The 20317-nt window shown below is 62.2% G+C and carries 18 protein-coding genes and 1 riboswitch; of the genes, 6 read left to right on the forward strand and 12 right to left on the reverse strand.

The genetic code is table 11. From position 1 onward, the window contains the following. Window positions 1-53 precede the first annotated feature (53 nt). Together AB0O97_RS00400 and AB0O97_RS00405 are read right to left on the reverse strand one after the other, a co-directional pair. A complete protein-coding gene (locus tag AB0O97_RS00400) occupies window positions 54-755 on the reverse strand; it encodes a response regulator (protein WP_363878707.1) in 702 nt (233 codons plus the stop codon). Then, entirely contained in the window at window positions 752-2425 is a 1674-nt protein-coding gene (locus tag AB0O97_RS00405; protein ID WP_363878710.1) for an ATP-binding protein, read from the reverse strand. The genes AB0O97_RS00400 and AB0O97_RS00405 overlap by 4 nt, the downstream gene beginning before the upstream one ends. Window positions 2426-2564: 139 nt before the next feature. On the opposite strand from AB0O97_RS00405, the gene AB0O97_RS00410 reads away from it, so the two are divergent. Next, on the forward strand, window positions 2565-3980 hold the full coding sequence (locus AB0O97_RS00410; RefSeq protein WP_363878713.1) for a cation:dicarboxylase symporter family transporter: 1416 nt from the start codon (window positions 2565-2567) through the stop codon (window positions 3978-3980). A gap of 113 nt (window positions 3981-4093) precedes the next feature. Here the strand turns inward: AB0O97_RS00410 and efeB are convergent, their stop codons facing one another. The 4 genes from efeB to AB0O97_RS00430 all read right to left on the reverse strand — a co-directional run bounded on the left by efeB (window position 4094) and on the right by AB0O97_RS00430 (window position 9179). Next, window positions 4094-5383, reverse strand: coding sequence for an iron uptake transporter deferrochelatase/peroxidase subunit (gene efeB / locus AB0O97_RS00415; protein WP_363878716.1), 1290 nt, complete (start codon window positions 5381-5383; stop codon window positions 4094-4096). Then, on the reverse strand, window positions 5384-6619 hold the full coding sequence (efeO, locus tag AB0O97_RS00420) for an iron uptake system protein EfeO (protein ID WP_363878719.1): 1236 nt from the start codon (window positions 6617-6619) through the stop codon (window positions 5384-5386). A gap of 107 nt (window positions 6620-6726) precedes the next feature. Further along, window positions 6727-8331, reverse strand: a complete 1605-nt coding sequence (efeU, locus tag AB0O97_RS00425; protein ID WP_363878722.1) for an iron uptake transporter permease EfeU — start codon at window positions 8329-8331, stop codon at window positions 6727-6729. Between the two features lie 170 nt (window positions 8332-8501). Beyond that, on the reverse strand, window positions 8502-9179 hold the full coding sequence (locus tag AB0O97_RS00430; RefSeq protein WP_363878725.1) for a phosphoglycerate mutase family protein: 678 nt from the start codon (window positions 9177-9179) through the stop codon (window positions 8502-8504). Window positions 9180-9237: 58 nt separating this feature from the next. Here AB0O97_RS00430 and AB0O97_RS00435 point away from each other — a divergent pair, with 58 nt between their 5' ends. Beyond that, window positions 9238-10113, forward strand: coding sequence for a type II CAAX endopeptidase family protein (locus tag AB0O97_RS00435; protein ID WP_363878728.1), 876 nt, complete (start codon window positions 9238-9240; stop codon window positions 10111-10113). Between the two features lie 146 nt (window positions 10114-10259). On the opposite strand, the gene AB0O97_RS00440 is transcribed toward AB0O97_RS00435, so the two are convergent. Further along, complete coding sequence (locus AB0O97_RS00440; protein ID WP_363836630.1) at window positions 10260-10898, reverse strand: VOC family protein; 639 nt, start codon at window positions 10896-10898, stop codon at window positions 10260-10262. Window positions 10899-11027: 129 nt separating this feature from the next. On the opposite strand from AB0O97_RS00440, the gene AB0O97_RS00445 reads away from it, so the two are divergent. The 3 genes from AB0O97_RS00445 (at window position 11028) to AB0O97_RS00455 (ending at window position 16614) form a co-directional block, all read left to right on the forward strand. Further along, the gene (locus tag AB0O97_RS00445) at window positions 11028-13550 is read left to right on the forward strand and encodes a Tex family protein (RefSeq protein ID WP_363879095.1); all 2523 of its coding nucleotides are present in this window, start codon (window positions 11028-11030) and stop codon (window positions 13548-13550) included. Between the two features lie 357 nt (window positions 13551-13907). Continuing rightward, window positions 13908-14024, forward strand: a riboswitch (SAM riboswitch). A 77-nt stretch (window positions 14025-14101) separates the two neighbouring features. After that, complete coding sequence (locus AB0O97_RS00450) at window positions 14102-15418, forward strand: bifunctional o-acetylhomoserine/o-acetylserine sulfhydrylase (RefSeq protein WP_363836628.1); 1317 nt, start codon at window positions 14102-14104, stop codon at window positions 15416-15418. A gap of 110 nt (window positions 15419-15528) precedes the next feature. Continuing rightward, window positions 15529-16614, forward strand: a complete 1086-nt coding sequence (locus AB0O97_RS00455; protein ID WP_363879098.1) for a homoserine O-acetyltransferase — start codon at window positions 15529-15531, stop codon at window positions 16612-16614. Window positions 16615-16712: 98 nt separating this feature from the next. Here the strand turns inward: AB0O97_RS00455 and AB0O97_RS00460 are convergent, their stop codons facing one another. Together AB0O97_RS00460 and AB0O97_RS00465 are read right to left on the reverse strand one after the other, a co-directional pair. Continuing rightward, window positions 16713-17144, reverse strand: a complete 432-nt coding sequence (locus AB0O97_RS00460; RefSeq protein ID WP_363836627.1) for a hypothetical protein — start codon at window positions 17142-17144, stop codon at window positions 16713-16715. A gap of 139 nt (window positions 17145-17283) precedes the next feature. Further along, a complete protein-coding gene (locus AB0O97_RS00465; protein WP_363878731.1) occupies window positions 17284-18132 on the reverse strand; it encodes an SGNH/GDSL hydrolase family protein in 849 nt (282 codons plus the stop codon). 117 nt (window positions 18133-18249) lie between these two features. Between AB0O97_RS00465 and AB0O97_RS00470 the strand changes: the two genes are divergently transcribed. After that, window positions 18250-18900, forward strand: a complete 651-nt coding sequence (locus AB0O97_RS00470; RefSeq protein WP_363878734.1) for a phospholipase — start codon at window positions 18250-18252, stop codon at window positions 18898-18900. A 77-nt stretch (window positions 18901-18977) separates the two neighbouring features. On the opposite strand, the gene AB0O97_RS00475 is transcribed toward AB0O97_RS00470, so the two are convergent. From AB0O97_RS00475 to AB0O97_RS00485, 3 genes are read right to left on the reverse strand one after another with little or no spacing between them, the layout of a single operon-like run. Next, entirely contained in the window at window positions 18978-19208 is a 231-nt protein-coding gene (locus tag AB0O97_RS00475; protein WP_363878737.1) for an RNA-binding S4 domain-containing protein, read from the reverse strand. A gap of 59 nt (window positions 19209-19267) precedes the next feature. Continuing rightward, window positions 19268-19918, reverse strand: a complete 651-nt coding sequence (locus AB0O97_RS00480; RefSeq protein ID WP_363878740.1) for a hypothetical protein — start codon at window positions 19916-19918, stop codon at window positions 19268-19270. Further along, window positions 19915-20262: a PadR family transcriptional regulator gene (locus AB0O97_RS00485; RefSeq protein ID WP_363878743.1), complete on the reverse strand. Its 348-nt coding sequence runs from the start codon at window positions 20260-20262 to the stop codon at window positions 19915-19917. Before AB0O97_RS00485 ends, AB0O97_RS00480 begins: the two co-directional genes overlap by 4 nt. Between the last annotated feature and the right edge of the window lie 55 nt (window positions 20263-20317).

A 20317-nucleotide genomic window follows, 5' to 3' on the forward strand; every position in this document is an offset into this window, starting at 1 on the left:
GACCTGGAGCACTGACCCCGAGCACTGACCCGGAGCACTGAACGGTGCTCTGCCTAGCGGGGGAGTGGCCAGTGGTATTCCAGTTCTGGCCGGCCGGGCGAACCATGCCGTGGGGCCTTTAGCGCTGAGCCGGTTTCCACCAAATAGTCCAGATAACGCCGCGCTGTCACACGGGACATGGCCAGTTCGGCAGCGGCCTCGGTGGCAGACGCCGGTTGCCCGTGAGCGCGTAGCCAATCGGCGACGGTGCGGAGGGTCTCCGGCAGCATGCCTTTAGGCAGCACCAATTTTCCGGTGGGCCGCAGTTGTGACAACGCCCGGTCAATGGCGTCCTGGGAGGTTTGCGCTCGGTCCGTCAACACTGCGTGGTAGTTGAGGTAGTTCTCCATCTTTTCCCGGAACGCAGCAAAGGTGAACGGCTTAATAAGATAGGCCGTAATGCCCAATGCAATGGCCGAACGCACCACCTGGACATCGCGCACCGCCGTGATCGCCACGACGTCCGGGACCAGCCCCAGCCCGTGAACGCGTCGGAGCAGATCCAGGCCGTGCCCGTCAGTGAGGTTCATGTCCAGCAGAATCAGCTGCACGGCAGGAGTGGCGGGATCGTTCAGTGCCGCCAACGCCGCCTGCATCCCGTGCGCTTCGGCCACCACCTCAAAACCGTTCAACCGGCGCACATAGTCCGCGTGCGCGGCCAAGGCGATGGGTTCATCGTCCACCACGAGCACCCGGATGGGAGAAGAATTGCTCATGATGCGCCTCCTGTTGATGGCGGTGGTGTTGATGGCGGTGGTGTTGATGGTACGTGGGCGGCTAGTGCGTCAACGGGGATCACCGCGGTCATGACGGCGCCGCCGTCGTTCTCGCCAGTGATGGTGCCACCGAGGGCGGCGGTTGCGCGGCGGATCAAAGCCATGCCGTAACCGCGTCCGCCGGGTGCCACGGAGGCTTTGTCCGTGGTGCCTATTCTGCCAAGGACATCCAGATCGGTGGTGGGCAGGCCGGGGCCGTTATCCGCGACGGTGAGGGTCAGGTCGCCGTCGGCCACTAAAAGATCCACCCACACGGTGGGTTGTTCCGCGCAGCTGGCCGAGGCTTCTATGGCGTTGTCCACGAGGTTGCCCAGCAGGGTTATGAGTTCGCGCGGATCCAAGGTGTTGGGCGGCAAGGTTCCGGCCGCTGTCAGCTCCAGGCTCACGCCGCGCTCATCGGCTTGGGCACGTTTGCCTAGCAGGAGTGCGGCGAGGAACGGTTCATCGAGGACTTCGACAAATTCGCCTCCCAACCGAATGCTCTCAGTATGTTCGGCTGTGGCGAAGTTCAAAGCATCGCGGGGTCGGTCCAGTTCAATGAGGGAAATGATGGCGTGCAGTCGATTTGCATGCTCGTGGGTCTGGGAACGCAGCGCTTCCACCAGGGTTTGGGTGCTGCTGAGACTGCTGGCCAAAGCCGTCAGCTCGGTGTGGTCTCGTAGGGTGGCTACCGTGCCGGCCGGAGTGTTGCTTCCGGGTGCCAGGGCGGGACGCTGGCTCACGACCAGCAGCCGGTCGCCGGCCAAGTGGACCTCGTCGGTCGCCGTGCGCCCGCTTTGCAACAGCTCCCGAAGCGAATCGGGCAGGCCCATCGCCTCCAGCCGCGGCGGCGCAGCAGTGGAAGCAGTGGAAGCCGCATCGCCGGAGCCGACGCCCAGCAGCAGGGCGGCGTGGTCGTTGTACAGGACCATGGAACCGCGGGTGTCGACCAGCACCAGGCCTTCACGCACCGAATGCAGCACGGATTCATAGTACGCAAACAGCTGTCCCAGTTCTTCAGGTCCCCAGCCCAACGTGACGCGTTTGAGGTAGCGGCCCACCAGCCAGGAAGCCAGCGAGCCGGCCAGCATGAGTGCCGCGGCCAACCCCAGCACCGCCGGGAGCCTGGCGGCAACCAGCACCTCAACGTTTTTCACAGTCACCCCGGTGGACACCATGCCGATGACGTTTCCGGCCGCATCCTTGATGGGCACAATGGCACGCACGGACGGGCCCAGCGTGCCGACCGTCGTCTCAAAATAGGGGTGCCCCGCCCTCGCTTCCGAGATGGAGCCGGTGTACTGGCCCCCAATTCGGGCCGGGTCGGGATGGGTCCAGCGCAAGCCGCTGGGGTTCATCATGGTGACAAAATCGACGCCCGCGTTGTCCATCACGGCCTTTGCATAGGGTTGGAGCGCAGCCGGCGGATCGGCGGCGGAGGCGCCCGCCACCACCAAGGGCGAAACTGCCATGGCCGTGCCGACGGAAAGCATGCGATGGCGGGTCTGCTCATAAGTGCGGGAGCCGGCGTCGGACACCATGGCTGCGGCAAACCCGGCCGTCAAAAGGACCGCCACAAGCAGGTTGGCAACGAAGAGCCTGCGGGCAATACTCCAACCGCGCCAAAACATACTGCACCTTTCGTGCGACCAATATGAACACAACGGTGAGATGAATCACTTTTGAGAGCAATCTTATGTGAGGCGAATCGCACGCCCACCTACCAATGCTAACCACCGAAACCACCAGCGAAAACCACAAGGAGTGACCATGACATCTCAACGGGGAGTGAAAGCCGTCAAGGCCAAGAACGCGCGCCGCAAAATGGACAAGACCCACTGGCTCTACGTGGCGGTGATTGTGGCCGTCATTGGCGGTGCGGCGATTGGCCTGATGGCCCCCGAGGTTGGCAAGTCACTGAAGCCGTTGGGCACCATGTTCATCGCGCTGATCAAGATGGTCATTGCCCCCATCATCTTCTGCACCCTGGTGGTCGGTGTCGGCTCGATCGCGAAGGCGGCCACTGTGGGCAAGGTGGGCGGTCTGGCCCTGTTGTACTTCATGACCATGTCCACCGTGGCCTTGGGTATCGGCCTGTTGGTGGGCAACATCATCCACCCCGGCGCCGGCCTGCAGCTGAAGCCGTACGAGGCATCCGGCGGCGCCGAGGAAAACTCCACGGTGAAGTTCTTGATGGACATGATCCCCGGTGACATCCCCGTACTGCCCACCTTGGTGCTGGCGCTGATGGTTGGCTTCGCCCTGCAGTCCCTGGGCAAGGCGGGCGAGCCGGTGCTCAACGGTGTCAAGGAGGTTCAAAAAGTTGTCTTCAAGCTGATGATGATGATCATGTGGCTGGCTCCGGTCGGTGCGTTTGGTGCCATTGCCGCCGTTGTTGGTGCCACGGGTTGGGCTGCGATTGGTTCCATGGCGATTCTCATGGGCGCCTTCTACCTCACATGTGCACTGTTCATCGTTGTCATCCTCGGCTCGATCCTGCGCCTAGTGACTGGTCTGAACATCTTCACCCTGATGCGTTACCTCGGCCGCGAATACCTGCTGATCTTCGCAACCTCCTCTTCCGAGTCTGCCCTGCCGCGACTGATGGCCAAGATGGAACACGCCGGTGTCTCCAAGCCTGTTGTTGGCATCACCGTCCCCACCGGCTACTCCTTCAACCTTGACGGCACGGCCATTTACCTGACCATGAGCGCCCTGTTCATCTCCACCGCCATGGGCATGCCCATGAACCTGGGGGAGCAGATCGGCCTGCTGGTGTTCATGGTCATCGCCTCCAAGGGTGCAGCCGGTGTCACAGGCGCCGGGCTGGCAACGCTGGCCGCCGGCCTGGCCGCGCACAAGCCGGTGCTGCTCGATGGCATGGGCGTGATCGTGGGCATCGACAAGTTCATGTCCGAGTGCCGCGCCCTCACCAACTTCACCGGAAATGCCGTGGCCACGCTGCTGGTGGGCAAATGGACGCACGAACTGGATATTGATAAGGCACGGGAAGTTCTGGCCGGGCGTGACCCCTTCGATGAACTCAACATGGAAGAGGACGGCCACGGCTACGGTGCTTCCGCTGCTGCTGAGGGTACCGCTGAGGATGCTGCCGCCGGTACTGCTACCGGTGCTGAGGGTTCCGCCGTCCCCGCTCAGGACGACCGCGTCCCCGTAACCGTCTAGTTCCTGGTTGCACCACCCGTTCTGACACATCGACCCGTTAGATAATGCCGCTTAGAAGCTTCTAAGCGGCATTATCTAACGGGTCGATGTGGGAATAGCTGAGTCGGAGCGTCTTAGGCGAAGAACTCCTTGCCGTAGTAGCTGCCAGCGGCGGGCAGGCCGGCGGGAACGGCGAATACGCCAGAGCCCACGTGGCGGATGTACTCGTTGAGGCGATCCGATTTCCCCAGCTTTCGCTGCAGGGCAATAAATTGCTCCGGGCTGCGTTGGAAGCTCAGGAACATGAGGCCGGCATCGAGGCGTCCCACCGAATCCAGCCCATCCGTGAAGTTATAACCCCGGCGCAGGATCTTGGTGCCGTTGTTGTTTTCGTGAGCGGTCAAGGCCACGTGCGAGTTCGTTGCAATGACCGTCTGATCAGCCGTGCCACCTGCCACTGTCGCATGGAAGTCCGGGACGTCATGCTCCTTGGTGCCAGTGAGGGGAGCCCCCTCCTTCTTACTCCGGCCAAAAATGGTTTGCTGATCGCCAATGGGGTCTTCGTCCCACGTCTCGATCAGCATGTGGATCTTGCGGGCCACGAGGTAGCTGCCACCTACCATCCACGGCTGGCCGGCCTCCTCGCCAACCCATACCTGATCGGAAAAATCGGCCGGATCTTGGATATTGCGCGTGCCGTCCTTGAAACCCATGAGGTTTCGCGGCGTGGCCTGATGAGCTCCGGCCGAGGCGCGGCCAAAGCCCAGCACAGTCCACTTGGTCCGCACCGAGGTCCGGGCCATGCGGGCCAGGTTTCGCACAGCGTGATACGCCACCTGGGGATCGTTGGCACAAGCCTGAAGACAGAGATCGCCGCCGGTGAAGTCCGGATCCAACGACTCCCCAGCCATGGCAGGGAGGTCCGCAAAATCGGCTGGTTTGAACTTCTCGAGCCCAAATCTGCCGTCAAACAGCGACGGTCCAAAGCCCAGTGTCAGCGTCAAACCCTGAGGCCCCATGTCCGTGGCTTCACCAGTATCAACAGGAATGCCCTGCTCACGTTCGGGCTGCACCTTGCCTACCGGGGAACCGGACGTCAGCTCCGACATGGCTGCCGACCACTTGGCCAACACCAGCTGCAATTCCACGGCCGTCAGCGCAGTGACGTCAAAAGCGGTGAACACCAGATGGTCCTGCGGACGAGTGTCAATTCCGGCCTGATGCTCCCCATAAAAGGGGTACTTCAGTGAAGCCCGCTCAGCCAAACGGTCAGCTTCAGAGACTGACTCAGGCGCGGTCGCGGCGGCAACAGCCGCACCGCCGGCGGCGCCCAGAACCAACCCGCCGGCACCGGCCACGACAGCCGATCCGCTAAAGAAGGTGCGCCGGGAAAGCTTGTCCGCAGCGGGAGTGCTCTGCGTCATTTAGACCGTGGCTACTTTCTCAGCGATCTTTGCCAGCGGTGCCTGCAACGACTGAATCAGGGCGGTGAGCTTGGCGGCGTCGGACTTCTTCAACTCATCGGTGTACGCCTTGAATCCACCTAGCGCGTTAGCATCCTTGTAACCATTAAGTGCCGTGTTGACAGTCTCGAACTGGCCGGAAATCTGCTTGGTCAGGACGGGATCAATCTCGGTCAGAGCCGGCTTGAGGTACTCAAACGCCTGCTGTGAACCTTCGATATTGGCAGCAAAATCCACCAAATCCAGCTTGGAGTAGGCCTCTTCTTCACCGGTGATCTTGGAGGACTGAACCTCTTCAAGCAGACCGCTAGCACCGTTGGCCAGCTCCTCCGGCTTGTAGGAGGCGTTGGTCTCCAGCTCGGCCGTCAGCGTCTTCAGCGTGGCAACATTCTTCACAATGCCAGCGGCCAGAGCCTTGGCGGAAGCCGTGATGGCCTTGGCCTCGAACAGCTCCTTTTCCAACGGGTGGAAGCCGGTCCACTCTGTGTCAGGTTCGACGTCGGCCACGCGCAAGTCGAGCGCGGGGTCCAGATCGGGGAAGCTCTCCGCGACCGGTTCGATCCTCTCGAAGAACGGGCGAGCCTCGGCGTACGCCTTCTGGCTGGCCGCGACATCGCCGGAATCAACGGCACTCTGCAGTGCGGCCGCTGCCAGAACCAGGCTGTCCACCTGGCCGGAGACATACTTGGCGTAGCCTTCGGTGCCCTGTTTGAGTAGATCGCTCACACCGTTGGCGGCGGCCGATGCCGCTGCACCTGTCACAGTGAACGGCTGGTATTCCTTGCTAGCGCCGGGGCAGTACAGCTGGTACTCGCCACCGGTGAGCGTGACGGTGAAGCTCACCGACTTCAAGCCGGGGATCACGTTTTCACGCTCACCCAGGATGCGCTTATCGCTGAGCAGCTCGACTTCGCTGACACCGGAAGCGTCCTTGTTAGCGATGGTGAACGTGAGCGGACCTGCCGGGGCCGAGGCGAAATCGGGGACGCAAGAATCCTCGCCGTCGACCTTTTCAACGCTGAGCGCGATCTGGGCTGCGCCATTGCTCACTGATGCTGTGCCACCCTTGGCGGCGTCGGCGGCGTTCTCAGTGGGTGCTGCGCTGCCGCACGCTGACAAGGAAAGGGTGAGAACTGCCATGCCGGCCAGTACTGCCGGTGCCGCTGAGCGGAAGGAACGGGGGGCGAAGGTAATCATGAAAGTCCTTGAGGTAGGGATGAAAAGTAGGGATGAAAAGGAGGAGCAGAATAAATTTTGGGGAGCCCAAAGAGGCGTTTGGCGTAGGCCAAACGCGTCAATGATGCTTACGGGGAGGGTGCGGTAACCAGCAGCTGGCGCCGGTTGCGGCGGGCCGAGACGAGAAGAACCAAGGCAGCAATAATGAACGCGCAGGGAAGGTAACGGGACCACAGCACGTTTTCGGTGCTGGCCGATTCAAAGCTGTTGAGCTCGGTGACGGCGGCCGTGACGTCCTCTTCGGGCACCAGCCAACCGTCCTGTCCGGACATGGCGATGGTGCGCGGGGTATTCAAACCGCCGCCGCTCAGAGTCAGCGTGGCGCTTTGTGTGTTGGCGGCATCGATGATGGCGTCGTTGACGAGCCAGACGGAGATTTTGCCCTTGTGGGTCCATGCCGCTGTGAACGGCCCGGGGTTGCTGGAGCTGCTGATACCTACTGGCATCCGACCGCCGTTGAGCTCTGTCAGGGCATCCACACTCAGGCTGGCAGGTTCGCCCGCTCCAGCAGTGGTCGCGACGGCTGTGTAAGCCGAGACGGTGCGTCCGGCGTGGGATTCGGTGCCATGAGCGGTGAGTGGGTAGCTGCTCTGGGTGCCGTCGGCAGCTGTGACAATGAGTGTCTTCTCGGCGGTTGAGGCGGCAGCGCCGTGGTCAGCAGCGCCGGCAGCAAGGGCCGCGCTGGCGGCGTCGCCCGAGGTGAGTTGGAGCGTAACGCCCGCCTGACCGGAGGAGGTGATGGCCGGCGTCGTACTTGTGGGTGATAGGGGATTGGCGGGGATGGCAAGGGGTGCGGCGACGATCAACACAATCGCGGCTGCCCCGAGGGTGCCGGCCGCGATGATTTGCACGCGCGGCAGGGCTGCGGCGGACGGGCGCCAGGTGCGTGGCCACAGGATGAACGCCAGCATGGGGACAAGATAGAGCGCCCAGCCCAGGACTTCCACCACGCGCGGATCGCTGGGGATGCCCAGAACGCCGGTCAGGATTGCTGCCCGGGCGCTGCCGTTGGGGGCCAGCCACGCCAGGCTGACGGTGGGATCTTGGCCCACGTTGACCCAGCCGGCCTCGTGCGCTGTGCGCAGTGATTTCATGACCAGGCCAGCGGCGACGAACACCAAAAAGACGCCCGTGGCCTTGAAGAACTTGGCCAGGTTGAGTTTGATGGCGCCGCGAAACAGGAGGAAACCCACGCCCGCGGCGATGGCCAGGCCCACTACGGCGCCGGTTCCGGCAGCGATTGGGCTCAGTGAGGATTGGAACGCGGCCACCATGAAGACGGCGGTTTCCACGCCTTCGCGCAGGACCGCCAGGAAGGCCATGGTGGCCATGGCGACCACGGAGCCGCCCTTGATGGCCGATCCGGCGTGGGCTTCGAGCGTGGATTTCATGGAGCGGGCGTTCTTGCTCATCCACAGAATCATGAACGTCACGATCACCACAGCCACTACACCAATAATGGTTTCCATGGCTTCTTGCTGCTGCTGGGGGAGTGCGGCGGAGACGATCTCCAAGATGATGCCCACCACTGCGCTAAGCACTACGGCTGCGCCAATGCCGAACCACATGGGCTTGAGCGAGACGGAATTGCGGCGCAGGAAAGCGGCGATCATGCCGACGATCAATGCGGCTTCGAGCCCTTCTCGCAGGCCGATAACAAGTGTTGCAAGCACCCAAGTACTCCGGGATTCCATTGACGCTAAAAACTGGGGTGTGCCTCAGCTCTCAGGCAAGGCTACCCTTAGATTCCCCAAAATTTATAATTAGGCCAGCCAAGTGTTGCCTATTGAGAACTGTCGGTGCGTGGCTGGAAAGTGCGCGGCTGGGACGTCCACGGCGTGGTTCACCAGATGCGGGTGGGGGCATCCAGCACGGTGGTCCCGGGGTCCGCCTGGGTCCACTGTGCGAACGGGGTGTCCAAAACGTACCGATCCCCGGTCTTGATCAAGGTCCGTGTCGCGGCGTTCTCCGGGTTATTCAGCGATTCGAAGTACTCCACCGACCAGTGGAACCAGCGCATACAAAACAGTCGCATCGTCAGGCCATGTGTCACGAACAAGGCGTTGGGAGCGGCGTCGGGCTTGGCCCATTGACGGAACAGAGTCTCCATGAAAGAGGACACCCTGTCATACACATCGGAGCCCGATTCGCCCTCGCGGAACCGGTAGAAAAAATGTCCGTAGGCGTTGCGCAACTCCTTCTGATCGGCGATCTCCGCCGGATTCTGGAAGTTCGCCCAGTCTTGCTCGCGCAACCGCGGTTCCTCCATGGTGGAGTCAATTAGATCGCCCAGGTCCATGGCTTCCAAGGTCTGGTAGGCGCGCAAATAAGGGGAAACATAGACGCGCACCTTTTTGCCGTTGAGCTGGCGCCGAACCTTTTCGCCGGCCGCCTTCGCCTGCAGCACGCCGAGCTCCGTGAGCGGGATCCGATAATCCGGAATTCGGTTATAAATGGTCTGGTCAACGTTGGCGGCCGACTGCCCATGCCGCACCATGATGATCTGTTCAGGGGCTCCCATTCCCCGAGTTTACCGATCCCGCATGCACAATCGCGTCAAGGGCGGCATGATTGCGTGTATGACTGAACCTGTGCCTGCTATTTCCAAGCACTCCAAGCACTCCAAACATTCCAAGCACGACGGCGTTGCTCCCGGCCGCGCGGGCGTCGCCGCAGCTGCGAAAGGTGCCGGATCCGGCGTCGAGCATCAAGGATGGGGGACTAAGTCCCGGAAGCGGCTGATCAGTGAAGTGCTGCTGGTGCTGGGGCTTTCGATCGGTCAGTCGGCCGTGTATTCGGTGGTGTCGCTGCTGGACAAGCTGAGCCGAGCGCCCATTTCCCAGGGGACTTCCACGCTCAACGCTGTGCGAAACAACCGTGAATTCTTTGATTTCACGTACCAAATTCTGGACATCTTCTTTGCGCTGGTGCCGGTCATGTTGGTGTTTTATCTGCTGGCTGAGCCCGGGAAATCCGTGTTCCGCAGCATCGGGCTGGACTGGCGGCATCCGTTGCGCGACTCTCTAGCTGCGCTGGGGCTGTTGGTGGTTATTGGGGTGCCGTCGCTGGGGCTTTATGCGGCTGGACGGGCTATGGGGATCACGACCGAGATCATTCCCAGCGCGCTGAACCAGTATTGGTGGACGGTGCCGGTGTTGGTGCTTTCGGCCATTCGGGCGGGCGTGCTGGAGGAAGTGATCCTCAACGGTTACCTGCTGGGGCGGCTGGCGAAGATTGGGCTGGGCCCGTGGGCGGCGATTGTTCTGGTGGCACTGCTGCGTGGCAGTTACCACCTCTATCAGGGGTTCGGGCCGTTCATTGGAAACTTCGTCATGGGGTTGTTGTTCGGCTGGGTGTACAAGAAGTGGGGGCGGGTGGCCCCGCTAGTGGTGGCGCACGCGCTGGTGGATATTGCGGCGTTCACGCTGGGTCCGGCGCTGGGCTTCGGCGGCTGAGCCCGCACATCACCGTCCGTTCGGCACTTCCTCCGTTCGGCGCATTCTCGGTCAGCCCGCCGTTAACGCAAGCGAGGGGGTAGCTGTTCTCTTTCGCCCCCGGCATGCCACGGGCGAAAGAGAACAGCTACCCCCTCAACTCAAAACTAGATCGTCACCTGGCCGTTAGCCGTTTCAAAAGTGACGCTCATGATCCCGGGGGTACCGCGCGGTGCGATCCACTCCACGGCGACATCGTTCAGCGGCGCCTCGACGGGCTCGCCTAACCATTCAGTGACGCGCTCAGCGCTGCCGGCGATGGTCAGCGAGGAGAGGCGCACCGTGGACGGGCGGGCTTGTGAGGGATGCAGCGTGGGATCGCCCTCCCACTTGAGCATGTAGGGGACCTGCGGATCCGCGATCAGGCCCTTGATGCCGATCTGCTGCCAGATCAGCTCCTGGCCATCGGGAAACTTGCGGTTTCCGGGGACCGCACTGCGGCCGAGGCGTTCCTCGAAGGGGGCCAGGTCGTCAACCGCAACGCACCAACCCATCCAGCCGCCACCGGCAGCGGAGCGGGCCTGGACGGCCTGACCGAACGGTGCTTTGTCGGAGGCCGGGTGGTTGAGGCACTCCACAATTTCCACATAGTGGTGGTCCGTGAGGGGGATGATCATATTGCGGGTACCGAAGCGCGGATGCACTCCGCCCTTGACCGCCTTGACCCCAAGGGCTGTTGCGATTCGCTCCGAAGTGGCAGCCAATCCGTCTGATTCACTGGCGTAAGAAACATGATCCATTCGCATAGCTTCATCTTGGCACTTTGTGATCAGGCTCTCGACTTAGTGTTACCTAAGGCACATGGGACGTGTGATGTGAGCGGGTCCGCGGGAGGCCGTGCAGTGGGGCAGAATTGAAGGGTGAATGAGAGAGCCGTGCCCCTGAATCTGCCCACCGTTGCCGCCCAGAACGAGCGCATCATCAACACCATCGCTGCCGAGTTGGGTGTGCGCCCGGCTCAGGTCCGTGCCGCGATTGGACTGATGGACGACGGCGCCAGTGTCCCCTTTATTGCCCGGTACAGAAAAGAAGCCACCGGTACCCTCGACGACACCCAGTTGCGTGAGCTCGAAGAGCGCCTGCGGTACCTGCGCGAATTGGAAGCCCGCCGGGTGGTGGTGTTGGAAACCATCCACGGCCTAGGGAAACTCAGCGATACCCTCCGCCGCTCAGTGGAAGCCGCCACCACGAAGTCCGAGCTGGAAGATCTGTACCTGCCGTATAAGTCCACGCGAAAGACCAAAGCCGACGCTGCACGCGAAGCCGGACTGGAGCCGTTGCTGGACGCGTTGCTAGCGGATCCTTCGAAATTCCCCGGCGTTGCAGCCGACGCCTTCCTCAGCTCGGAGCGCGATGTTGCTACTGCGGATGATGCCTTGGCCGGGGCCCGGGCCATCTTGATTGAACGTGCGGGCCAAGACGCGGCATTGGTCGGCGAGTTGCGTGAGCGGTTGTGGAAGACCGGCCGTCTCCGTTCCGCTGTTAAAACCGGCAAGGACAATGAAGGGGAGAAGTTTAAGGACTACTTTGACTTCGCTCAGCCGCCACATACCCTGCCCAGTCACCGGGTCCTGGCCTTGTTGCGCGGTGAAAAGGAAGGTGTGCTGTCGCTGGATCTGGCCGAGGCTGACCCCCGTGACAAGGAAGCGGCGGTCCAGGCCCGGACGGTGTACGAAAATGCTGTGGCTCGCTCCTTGGGCATCTCCGATTCCGGCCGTGCCGCCGATACTTGGCTCATGACCGGAGCCCGTTTGGCGTGGCGGACACGTATTCTGACCCGGTTGTCAGTGGATCTGCGCGTCCGGTTGTTCCAGAGTGCCGAAGAGGAGTCCGTGCGCGTATTTGCCGCCAATCTGCGCGATGTTCTGCTGGCCGCTCCGGCCGGAAACCGCTCCACCCTAGGTCTGGATCCGGGGTTGCGCACGGGCACCAAGGTAGCGGTGGTGGACGGCACCGGAAAGGTTGCAGCCACTGAGACCATCTATCCGCATGCACCGGCAAAACGCTGGAATGAAGCCCTCGCCACCTTGGTCTCGCTGTGCCAGCGGCATGACGTTGAGCTGATCGCCATTGGCAACGGGACTGCCAGTCGCGAAACAGACAAGCTGGCTGCTGAACTGGTGGCCGAACTCAAGCGGTTGAACCCTGACCGTTTGGTCACCAAGCTGGTGGTCTCCGAGGCGGGCGCATCCGTATATTCCGCCTCGGCCTTGGCGAGTGCCGAACTTCCCGGCATGGACGTATCCCTGCGCGGTGCCGTATCGATTGCGCGCCGCCTCCAGGACCCGCTGGCCGAGTTGGTCAAGATTGAGCCCAAGTCCATTGGCGTGGGCCAATATCAGCACGATCTCACCCCCGCCAAACTGGACCGTTCTCTTGACGCTGTCGTGGAAGACTGCGTCAACGCGGTGGGTGTGGATCTGAACACGGCCTCGCCCGCGCTCTTGGCGAGGGTGGCCGGCGTCGGGCCTCTATTGAGTGAGAACATTGTGGCTCACCGCAACGAGAATGGCCCCTTCAACAAGCGCCGGGAACTGCTCAAGGTGGCGCGGCTGGGCCCGAAGGCGTTCGAGCAGTGTGCCGGATTCCTGCGGATCACCGGGGGATCGGAACCGCTGGATGCCTCCAGTGTGCACCCTGAGGCGTATGGTGTGGCCCGCAAGATCCTCGTCGCGGCCGGTGCGGGCACTCATGAGCTTGCCGGTGGTCTCGGCGCGGTGGCATCCGTGAACCCGGCCGATTTCATCGAGGGTGAGTTTGGTTTACCCACTGTCAAAGACATCATTGCCGAGCTGCAAAAGCCTGGGCGTGACCCCCGTCCGCGCTTTGAAACCGCCACGTTTACCGACGGCATCGAGAAAATCACCGATCTGCGCCCCGGCATGATTTTGGAAGGGACCGTCTCCAATGTGGCCGCGTTTGGCGCCTTCGTGGATATTGGCGTGCACCAAGACGGGCTGGTCCACGTCTCGGCCATGAGCAACAGCTTCGTGTCCGATCCGCACGCTGTAGTTAAGTCCGGCCAAGTGGTGCGCGTGAAGGTTCTGGAAGTAGAGCCCGAACGCAAACGTATTTCGCTCACCCTGCGCCTGGACGATGAGGTGGGTGCCGGTGCCGGTGCTGGTGCGCGTGCCGGTGCGGGCGCCGGCGCTAACTCGCGTGCCCGCAGCAAAGGCGCCAACCCCGGCCAGGGTTCTACCCAAGGTTCCGGCCAAGGCTCAAGTCAGGGCCGCCGGCCGGGTGGGCAGGGTCCCAGGGCTGCAGACGTGCAGAGCCCACGGGGTGCCGGCGCGCAGAGCCCCCGGGGTGCCGGCGCGCAGGGTCGTCCCAATACCGCGGCACCGTCGGCCAATACAGCCTTGGCCGAGGCGCTGCGCCGGGCAGGGCTGGGCAAGTAGCGCCACAAAGCAGTCCGGCGACGTTGCAGCTGCGCTTGGTTGCGACGTAACCACGCGCCCGTCCAAAGGACTGGCGGCCACTGCGTGAACTCATACGCACGACTGAACGTTACTGGCGCGTATAGACACTCATGCGCACCACTTGCGGCCAGTGGTGCGTATGAGTTTGCTACTCCTACGCAACCCAGGCGGCCCAACCCAATCAGCCCAATGGAAGGGGGAGTGTCCGGCGTCGTTCATCAGTCAGAAATTTGGACAAGGGCACCTTTGTCGCGAAAATTCAAGGACATCTTCGGCCAAAGTCATAAACTCGTCACAATCTTGCAAGCGCGCGGAGATTCTTTCACACTGGATGCAGGTCATGAGTGTCAGCGCACAGCCCCGGCTTGCTGACCGGCAACCCTCCTTCCGCGGTGGGGTGCCCCGGGTGAGGACCTGGCATCGAGCCATCCGGCTCCGGTGCAAGCGCGGGCCATCAGCAACGCAACCCTCCACGCATTGTGCGCAGGAGGCTTCGCAGGTGCAGGCCTCTAGTGTTAAAGGAAACAGCCATGAGCAACGGTTGGTCATTTGAAACCCGTCAGATCCACGTAGGCCAGGAGCCCGACGCCACCACCGGCGCCCGTGCATTGCCGATCTACCAGACAACTTCGTTTGTGTTCCCGTCGGCAGAAAGTGCCGCGGCACGGTTCGCCTTGGCCGAACTGGAACCCATCTACACCCGCATCGGCAACCCCACCACGGATGCCGTGGAGCAGCGCGTCGCCAACCTCGAAGGCGGCGTCGGCGCACTCCTGCTGGCATCGGGGCAGGCGGCAACCACCTTCGCCATTTTGAACATTGCAGAAGCCGGCGACCACATTGTCTCCAGCCCCAGCGTGTACGGCGGCACGTTCAACCTGCTGGCCCACTCGCTGAAGAAGCTCGGCATCGAGACCACCTTTGTTTCGGACCCCGACAACCTGGACGAATGGCGTGCGGCCGTCAAGCCGAACACCAAGGCGTTCTTCGGCGAGACGGTCTCCAACCCGCGCCAGGACGTGCTGGACCTGGAAAACATCAGCGCCATCGCCCACGAAGCCGGCGTGCCGCTGATCGTGGACAACACCCTCGCAACGCCGTACCTGCTCCGCCCGATTGAGTGGGGTGCCGATATCGTCATCCATTCGGCCACCAAGTACCTGGGCGGTCACGGCACAGCCATCGGCGGCGTGATTGTTGACAGTGGAAACTTCGACTTCGCGGCAAACCCGGAGAAGTTCCCCGGCTTCAACACCCCCGACGAGACGTACAACGGCCTGGTCTATGCCCGTGACCTCGGCGTGGGCAGCGCACTCGGTGCCAACCTGGCCTACATCCTCAAGGCCCGCGTCCAGCTGCTGCGCGACCTCGGATCCGCCATCTCCCCGTTCAACGCCTTCCTGATTGCCCAGGGCATCGAGACGCTGAGCCTGCGCGTGGAACGCCACGTCAGCAACGCCGTCACGGTCGCCGAATGGCTCGAAGCCAACGAGAACGTTGAAGCCGTTGCCTACGCCGGCATCCCTTCAAGCCCCTGGTTTGAGCGTGGCCGCAAGTACGGTCCCAACGGTGTTGGCGCCATCATCTCCTTCGACATCAAGGGCGGCATCGAGGCTGGCAAGCGCTTTGTGGACGGCCTCGAGCTGCACTCGCACGTGGCCAACCTGGGCGACGTCCGATCCCTCGTGATCCACCCGGCCTCCACCACCCATGCCCAGCTCTCACCCGAGCAGCAGCTTGCCGCGGGTGTGCGGCCCGGAGCCGTTCGGCTGTCCGTCGGCCTGGAAAACGTCGCCGACATCATCGCAGACCTGGAAGCCGGATTCCGCGCCGCAAAATCGGCGTGATCCCAGTGGGACACACGGTGGACAAGGGCTTGTTTTCCTCCGGGTTCGCACCAGCTGCAGCTGAACCCGTTGGTGCGGACTTCTGCGCGGCTGTAGGACGGGGCGGTGGTGTGTTGCGCTCCATCCAGATTGGCGCACTCCCGCTGGAAGCCGGGGGCGAGCTGCCGTCGGTGACCATGGCCTTTGAATGCTGGGGCACCCTGAACGCAGCCGGCGACAACGCTGTACTCATCCAGCACGCACTGACCGGCAGCACGCACGTTAGCCGCGGCGATTCCGAAGAAGATGGCTGGTGGGAAGGCTTGGTGGGTCCCGGCGAAGTCATCGACACCAACAAGTACTTTGTGGTGTGCGCCAACATGATTGGTGGTTGCTATGGCACCACCGGGCCCTCCAGTATTGCCGCGGATGGCAAGCCCTACGGTTCTCGCTTCCCGTTCATCACCATCCGCGATTCTGTCGAGGCCGAGGCGCTCTTGGCCGAGAAACTGGGCATCGCCTCCTGGTTCGCTGTCATTGGCGGATCCATGGGCGGCGCGCGGGCCTTGGAATGGGCGCTCATGTACCCGGACCGTGTGCGGCGCTGCGCCGTGGTGGCCTCCTGCGCCGCCAGTACCGCTGAGCAAATTGCCTTTGCCCAGGCGCAGGTGCTCGCCATCCGGCAGGATCCCCACTTCGCTGGCGGGGATTATTACGACGGCGCCGCTCCCACCACCGGGCTGGGGCTGGCCCGGCGCATCGCCCACATCACCTACCGCTCTGAGGCTGACATGGGTCAGCGTTTTGGTCGCAAGGCCCAGGACGACGGCGGCACCATCAGCCATGCGCGTCTCGGCCCCGACTCCGGGGGTAGGTTCGCGATCGAAAGCTATCTGGACCACCAAGCACACAAATTGGTGGGCCGTTTCGACGCCAACAGTTACATTGTCATCACCGAGGCGCTCATGAGCCATGACGTCACGCGTGGCCGTGGCACGTTGGAAGAGGCGCTGGCGGTGACAGAAAAGGTCCAGTTCCTGGTGGCTGCCGTCAACAGTGACCGCTTGTATTTCCCTGTTCAGTCGCAGGAGTTGGCAGCGGCGCTTCCGGCTGATGTTGTCGTGGGAACCATTGATTCCGACATCGGCCATGACGGCTTCTTGACCGAGGTTGCCGCAGTGGGCGCACTCTTGAAGGATGCCTTCTTCTCGGAATAGGTATTCACAGATTAAATAGTTGATGGTCCCGTTCTTGCGGGATCATCAACTATTTAAGGAGCTGCTGAGCTATGGATTCTAGAAGTTCCTGAAGGATTTTAGAAGTTCTTGAAGATTGCCTCGCGGTGCACAGCGTACTGCTCGGCGGTCACCTGGCCATTGCGGCGGGCAACGTCCAGTGCGTCGAGCTGACGCTTGAGCTCGGCCTCGGCGCGCATCCGCTCGTTGGCGAAACCAGTGGTCTGGTGACCGTGAGAGGTGTCGTAGTTAGCCAGCGGAACACCATTGAGCAGCGTTCCTACGTAGGGGACATTTGTGGGCTGGTGGGCAACGCCTGTCCGGCCTGATGGTTTCGCCTGTGTGTAGGGGTTGGCGCGTTGTTCACGCTTCTTGCGTGTTGCTGCCTTAATGAAGGAAGTGAAGAGCACCACGCCAATGATGATCAGCACCAAAAATGGTTGGATGCTAAAGCTGCTGCTGGACGATGCGGCAACAGTGCCAGTAGCTAGTGGCTCGAATATGAGCGTCACAATGCACCTCTTCTTGATAGGGCGCAATTGCACACCGCGCCATACTTCATCCTAGTCGTGAAAGCTACGAACTAGTCGTGAAAGCTACGAAGGTACCGAAGGTGCCCAAGGCGCCGACGGGATCGCAGCTAGATCGTCGCTAGTCTGACTCCAGTGGTTGGTCGAATGTAGGCGCGTCGAATGCAGGCGCGTCAAACAGCGGCTGGCTGAACACAGGTCCTGGCGTGGGGCGCTTGGCGGTGATCCCGTCACCCGACGACTGGTGCCGCAAACGCCGCAGCACCCAAGGGAACAAGAACTCTCTGGCCCAGACCAAGTCCTCCGCACGGGCTGCCTGCCACTTTTGCGCCGGCAGGGGAGTGGGCTCCGATGGCACCAGCGAGTGCTTCACATTGAGGGCATCGAGGGCCATCATGGCAATGGTGTGATGGCCCAGCGGGGAGAAATGCAGCCTGTCCACATCCCACATTTGGGTGCCAGCGGGCTGCCGCAGCGACCACATGTCGGCAACAATGGCGTCATGCCGTGCGGCGATGGTGCGCAGATTCTCATTGAAGATGGCGACCCGCCCGCGTACGATTCCCAGAACCGGGGTGTCACGGATGTCTGGACCGTTGAAGAGCAGCACAGTCGCCCCGGTCCCCGCCATTTTGGCCACGGCAGCATCGAGCTGTTCGGCCAAGGCGTCGGGGTCAGAGCCGGGCCGGATCAAGTCATTTCCGCCGGCGGAGATACTGATCAGATCCGGCTTCAGTGCCAGTGCCGGGTCCAACTGCTCGTAGAGAATCTGGCCCAGCAGACGTCCGCGGATGGCCAAGTTAGCGTATTTGAAGTCGTCTGTGCCGTGGCTCAGTTCTTCTGCCACACGGTCTGCCCACCCGCGGTAACCGCCGGGGCTGGAAGGCTCTGGATCTCCGATTCCTTCGGTAAAAGAGTCGCCCAAGGCGACGTAGCGGGTCCAAGGATGCGCAAGGGTTGAATCATTCACCTCTCCATACTGCCCGGTAACAAGACATTTCCGCTACCCCGCTTTCTGTTCTTCCTATTTTGACGAGCTATTGGGACAGTCTTTGGGGCAGCTCACCTGCCATGGAAAGATGGAATCATGAATGCAACCCCCACAGTCCTTTGGTCACGTCCGGAAAATGAGCGCGCCGGAACTCCTCTTCTGGTCATTTTCCACGGCTATGGCGCCGATGAAGCCGACTTGTTTTCGCTGGCCGACCAGCTCCCTGCAGAGTTCACGGTCGCCTCGGTCCGGGCACCGCTGCAGGCAGGTCCGGGCTACTCGTGGTTCCCGTTGCGCAACGATCTGAGCTACTCGGTGACGGCTGTGACCGAGTCCGCGGCCGCCGTCGAACTATGGATTGATACGCTCCGGGAGAATCACGCCTCGGTGAGTTTGCTGGGATTCTCCCAAGGCATGTGCCTGGCCACCACATTGCTGCGCCACCGCCCGACCGATTATGCCGCCGTCGTAGGGCTCTCAGGTTTCGTGGTGGAGGCCGAGGGCGATCCATACTTCGACGATGCCGCAGTTGCCGCCGTGAAGCCGGAGATTTTCTGGGGCCGTGACCAGGCCGATCCGGTCATTCCGCAGGCGGCTGTCGAGGCCACGAACACGTGGATGCACGGCCACGTCAAGCTCACCAAAGTTCTCTACACGGGCATTTGGCACGGTATCAATGCCCAGGAAATCTCCCATGTGGGTGAGTTCCTGCAGTACAAGGTCCTCAACACGCAGGCCGCCAAGTAACCTGTTCTTAAAGTACGACGGCGGCACCCGCGTTGGGTGCCGCCTCGTTCGGTTAACCTGTGGTGCCGTCAGGGACGTCAGCCGCCGGTGGCGATGCGAACCGTTTCGCCGTTAACCGTGACGGTGTCGCCGGGGTGAAGCTGGCGGCCGCGGCGGTCATCGATCTCGCCGTTGACCTTGACTAGACCGTTTTTGATGAGCTCGGTGGCCTCAACGCCGTCCTCGACCAGGCTGGCTAGCTTGAGCAGCTGGCCCAGGCGGATCATGTCGTCGCGGATGGGGATGTCAATGATCTCGTGTGCACTCATGTAGTTAATTGTGCCGCATGGGATGGCTTTCCGTTTACCCACTGCCGCGCGCTGCCCCTTTACGGTTGTTTGGTGCCGCGGCGCAGGCCGACCACCAGGAGATAGAGCGCCACGGCGATGGGGATGCACGTCACGGCGATGGTCCAGCCCAAAGGCAAACCAGGGAAGAAGGGGCCAACGACGATGGGGTTCTCTGACGTGGGTGCACGTGGGGGCAGGGTGATAAGTCGTGACAGGATTTGAGCTCCCACAATCCCGCCGGGAAGCAGCACCGTGCCCATTACCTTTTCCCACACCTTCCACCGGGTGCCCATCCACAGACCGGCCACGCCGAAGAGCCAGCCCACTCCGGCCAGCAGAATGCCGAAGGGGAGCAGGATGGTTGTCGCGACCACCCAGAGGGTTGAGGTTTGGTGGCGCGGTGCCGGGGCGGCTTGCGGTATCTGCTGGAATTGGTAAGGGGGCAGTTGCTGCACTGGGCCGGGGGCCTGCACGTCCGGAGCAGCCACACCGGCGGCGATGTCGTCCGGAGAGCCCAATCCGGCCAAGATTTCGGAGGTGGACTGCCCGCCCCGCTCCGTGGCCTCGGCAATGTGCTCGCGAACGCCGAACATGATCTCCTCGGACTGCTCGGTGGGCAGCTGTGCCAGCCGGGCCTCGATGGCGGCCAGGTAATTGCGAACCTCGGGTGCCTCAATGTCGTGATTCATGGTGTTCCCCCGGTTGTTGAGTTGAGTGTGTCGGTAACGGAAGCGCTGAAGGTTTCCCAGACTTCGGCAAAAGCGGCCAGTGACTGCTGCCCTGATTCCGTCAAGGTGTAATAGCGGCGCGGGGCGCCCTGGCTGGATTCGCGCCAGCTGGTTTCCACCAGTCCGTTGCGGCGCAGCCGGGCCAAGAGCGGATACAGCGTGCCCTCGCTGGTGAGCAGCCCGCGGCTCTGGAGGCCGTTGGCTATGTCCAGCCCGTACATTTCTCCATCGCCAATCGTGGCGAGGACGCAGTACTCCAGAACCCCCTTCCGGAGGTTGGTGCTGACAGTGTCATTGAGTACCATGCAATGCACAGTACCTTGTGTTGCGCAGTCATGCAACGGTTTTTGGGTGGTGGGC

This window comes from Specibacter sp. NPDC078692 (assembly GCF_040686835.1).
Taxonomy (GTDB): Bacteria; Actinomycetota; Actinomycetes; order Actinomycetales; family Micrococcaceae; genus Specibacter.

What these genes read in the sequence shown, in the direction of transcription:
- AB0O97_RS00440 (WP_363836630.1), bottom strand. Translation starts at nt 10,898, where the DNA reads ATGCGAATGGATCATGTTTCTTACGCCAGTGAATCAGACGGATTGGCT.
- efeO (WP_363878719.1), bottom strand. Translation starts at nt 6,619, where the DNA reads ATGATTACCTTCGCCCCCCGTTCCTTCCGCTCAGCGGCACCGGCAGTA.
- AB0O97_RS00480 (WP_363878740.1), bottom strand. Translation starts at nt 19,918, where the DNA reads ATGAATCACGACATTGAGGCACCCGAGGTTCGCAATTACCTGGCCGCC.
- AB0O97_RS00470 (WP_363878734.1), top strand. Translation starts at nt 18,250, where the DNA reads ATGAATGCAACCCCCACAGTCCTTTGGTCACGTCCGGAAAATGAGCGC.
- AB0O97_RS00435 (WP_363878728.1), top strand. Translation starts at nt 9,238, where the DNA reads ATGACTGAACCTGTGCCTGCTATTTCCAAGCACTCCAAGCACTCCAAA.
- efeB (WP_363878716.1), bottom strand. Translation starts at nt 5,383, where the DNA reads ATGACGCAGAGCACTCCCGCTGCGGACAAGCTTTCCCGGCGCACCTTC.
- AB0O97_RS00410 (WP_363878713.1), top strand. Translation starts at nt 2,565, where the DNA reads ATGACATCTCAACGGGGAGTGAAAGCCGTCAAGGCCAAGAACGCGCGC.
- AB0O97_RS00405 (WP_363878710.1), bottom strand. Translation starts at nt 2,425, where the DNA reads ATGTTTTGGCGCGGTTGGAGTATTGCCCGCAGGCTCTTCGTTGCCAAC.
- AB0O97_RS00475 (WP_363878737.1), bottom strand. Translation starts at nt 19,208, where the DNA reads ATGAGTGCACACGAGATCATTGACATCCCCATCCGCGACGACATGATC.
- AB0O97_RS00450 (WP_363836628.1), top strand. Translation starts at nt 14,102, where the DNA reads ATGAGCAACGGTTGGTCATTTGAAACCCGTCAGATCCACGTAGGCCAG.
- AB0O97_RS00400 (WP_363878707.1), bottom strand. Translation starts at nt 755, where the DNA reads ATGAGCAATTCTTCTCCCATCCGGGTGCTCGTGGTGGACGATGAACCC.
- AB0O97_RS00430 (WP_363878725.1), bottom strand. Translation starts at nt 9,179, where the DNA reads ATGGGAGCCCCTGAACAGATCATCATGGTGCGGCATGGGCAGTCGGCC.
- AB0O97_RS00485 (WP_363878743.1), bottom strand. Translation starts at nt 20,262, where the DNA reads ATGGTACTCAATGACACTGTCAGCACCAACCTCCGGAAGGGGGTTCTG.